The sequence below is a fragment of the Nocardiopsis listeri genome, from assembly GCF_020741345.1.
GTDB lineage: Bacteria > Actinomycetota > Actinomycetes > Streptosporangiales > Streptosporangiaceae > Nocardiopsis > Nocardiopsis listeri_A.
Genome location: NZ_DYZD01000201.1, coordinates 1 through 2,951, shown reverse-complemented (window position 1 = coordinate 2,951; position 2,951 = coordinate 1). Strand labels below are relative to the sequence as shown.

General features: G+C 72.0%; 2 protein-coding genes. One reads left to right on the top strand and one right to left on the bottom strand.

The window, feature by feature from the left end:
- A partial coding sequence (locus tag K8V84_RS11020; RefSeq protein ID WP_304073869.1) for a bifunctional FO biosynthesis protein CofGH occupies nucleotides 1-2,045 on the bottom strand: 2,045 nt, incomplete at its 3' end.
- Between the two features lie 188 nt (nucleotides 2,046-2,233).
- On the opposite strand from K8V84_RS11020, the gene K8V84_RS11015 reads away from it, so the two are divergent.
- A partial coding sequence (locus K8V84_RS11015; protein WP_304073867.1) for a UPF0104 family protein occupies nucleotides 2,234-2,951 on the top strand: 718 nt, incomplete at its 3' end.

Sequence of the window (2,951 nt, the reverse complement as noted above, 5' to 3'; positions counted from 1 at the left end):
TACATCATCGTGGACGTCGTGGGGATGCCCAGGTCGTGCGCGGTGGTGATGACCTCGACCCACTCCGAGGCGGGCAGCTTGCCCTTGGTGAGGACCCACCGGATCTCGTCGTCGAGGATCTCCGCGGCGGTGCCGGGGATGGAACCCAGGCCGGACTCGCGGGCACGGGTCAGCCAGTCCCGGATCGACATGTTCGTGCGGGCGGCGCCGTTGACGACCTCCATCGGGCTGAACGCGTGGACGTGCATGTCCGGGACGCGTTCGCGCACGGCCGCGGCGATGTCGAAGTAGGCGGTGCCGGGCAGGTCCGGATGGATGCCGCCCTGCATGCACACCTCGGTGGCGCCCGCCTTCCACGCCTCCTCCGCGCGGTCGGCGACCTGGTCCAGGGAGAGCGTGTAGGCGTCCGCGTCGGTGCGGCGCTGGGCGAAGGCGCAGAACCGGCAGCCGGTGTAGCAGACGTTGGTGAAGTTGATGTTCCTGGTGACGACGTAGGTGACGTCGTCACCGACGGTGTCGCGGCGCACCCGGTCGGCCAGACCGGTGAAGGCCTCCAGGGCGTCGCCGTCGGCGTGCAGGAGCGCGAGCGCCTCGGCGTCGCTCAGCCCGGCGGGGTCCCGTTCGGCGCTGCGCAGGGCGGCGGCGATCTCGGGGTCCGTCCGACGGGGCACCGCGCCCTGGCGGTCGACGACGGGGGTGAGTTCGTCCCAGTCCCCGTAGACCGCGTCGAAGTCGCCGCGCCGATCCTCGGTACGGCCCTCGGTGTCGATGTCGGTGTGCAGGTCGGTGCGGCCCGAGGAGACCATGACCGCCTCGGGTTCCTGCCAGGGGCGGCCCACCAGGGGCGCGTCCTCGCGGGCCAGGCCGGTCTCGGGGTCCACCAGGGCGTCGACGTGGGCGCGCACCCGTGGGTCGATCCAGGGTTCGCCGGCCCGGATGTACTCGGGGTAGACGGTGAGGCGCTCGCGCAGCGTGAAGCCCTGGGCCTCGGTGCGGGCGGCGAGGTCGTCGATCTGGGGCCAGGGGCGTTCGGGGTTGACGTGGTCGGCGGTGAGCGGGGAGACCCCGCCCCAGTCGTCGATGCCCGCGCGGATCATCAGCGCGTACTCGTCCACGCCGCCGCTCTCCGCGCCGATGAGGTTGGGCGGCGCCTGGATGTGCGCCTTGGGTCCCATGACCAGTCGGGTGACGGCGATGGTGGCGGCCATCTCCTCGCGCTCGATGTCGGGCCGGTGCATCATCGCGGTGTTCGGCTTGGCGCGGAAGTTCTGCACGATGATCTCCTGGAGACCGCCGTAGCGGCGGGAGACCCCGCGCATCGCGAAGATCGAGTGCGCCCGGTCGGCGAGCGTCTCGCCGATGCCCAACAACAGGCCGGTGGTGAAGGGGACGCTGGAACGACCGGCGTCCTCCAGGGCGCGCAACCGGACGGCCGGGTCCTTGTCGGGGCTGCCGTAGTGGGCTTGGCCCTTCTCCTCGAACAGGCGCCGGGAGGTGGTCTCCAACATCATGCCCATCGAGGGCGAGACCGGCTTGAGGCGTTGGAAGTCCGACCAGGTCAGCACCCCGGGGTTGAGGTGCGGTAGCAGGCCGGTCTCCTCCAGGATCATGATCGCCATGGCGCGCACGTACGAGAGGGTGTCGTCGTAGCCGCGCGAGTCGAGCCACTCGGCGGCCTGCTTCCACCGGTCCTCGGGGCGGTCGCCCAGGGTGATGAGGACTTCCTTGCAGCCCATCTCGGCGCCCTTGCGGGCGATCTCCAGGACCTCGTCCGCGGACATGTAGGGGGATTCGAGCCTGCCGGGGACCGTGACGAAGGTGCAGTAGTGGCAGCGGTCCCGACACAGTCGGGTCAGTGGCACGAAGACCTTGCGGCTGTAGGTGATGACCTTTCCGCGTCCCGAGGCCTCCAGCCCGGCGTCGCGTACCCGGCCGGCGTGGTCGAGGAGGAGGTCGAGGTCTTCGCCACGGGCGTGCAGGAGGATCTCGGCTTCGGTGGGGTCCAGGGTCTTGCCGTCACGCGCTCGGGCCAGCGCCCTGCGCATGGCGGACGCCGTGGGCGTGGGGATGGGCTCCGGGTCGTTCGCACCGCTCATACCGGCCCACCCTACGTGCCGGGGGTTCGCCGCCCGAGGCCGCCACCCGCTGATCCTCAGGAAAGGTGGGAGGACCGAACGGAGGTCGGTCCGTGGACGACCCGGTTCGGTCGGGTGCGCGCCGTTAGGCTGGCCGGGTGCTGACTCGGCTTCGACGTAACGCGTGGGTGCGCCTCGCCCTGCTGCTGGTGGTGTGCGCCTGCGCGGGCGTGGCCGTGCACGCGAACTGGAATCAGGCGCGCGAGGCCGTCGCCGAACTCCCCCTGTGGGTACTGCCGACCGCCGTCCTGGCCGGGATGCTGGGGTTGGCCGCGCAGATGCTGGCCTGGCGTTCGCTCCTGGCCGGGCTGGGTTCACCACTGCCGCGTACGGTGGCCGCGCGCGTGATGTTCGTCGGCCAACTCGGCAAGTACCTGCCGGGGTCGGTGTGGGCCTTCGTCGCCCAGGTGGAGTTGGCCCGGGACTGGAGCGTGCCCCGCTCACGGGGCGCGGCGGCCACCCTGGTGGCGATCGCGGTGACGGTGGCGGTGAGCCTGGCCGTGGCGGCGGTGGCGCTGCCACTGTCATCGGCGGAGGCGGCCCGCCGCTGGTGGTGGGCGCTGGCCGCAGCCCCGGTGCTCCTGGCCTGTCTGCACCCGCGTGTGCTGGGGTGGGGCATCGGGTTGGCCGCACGGCCCTTCGCCCGCTTCCGAGAGGTGGCCGAGGCGGGTCCGCTGCGGATCGGCGGGGGCCCCGTGGTCGCCTCGGTGGGGTGGACCCTGGTGGCGTGGGTGCCCTTGGGCGCGCACGTGTGGCTCCTGACCTGGGCGGTGGGTGGGAACGCCCTGGCCTCGATCGGTCCGGCGGTGGGTGCCT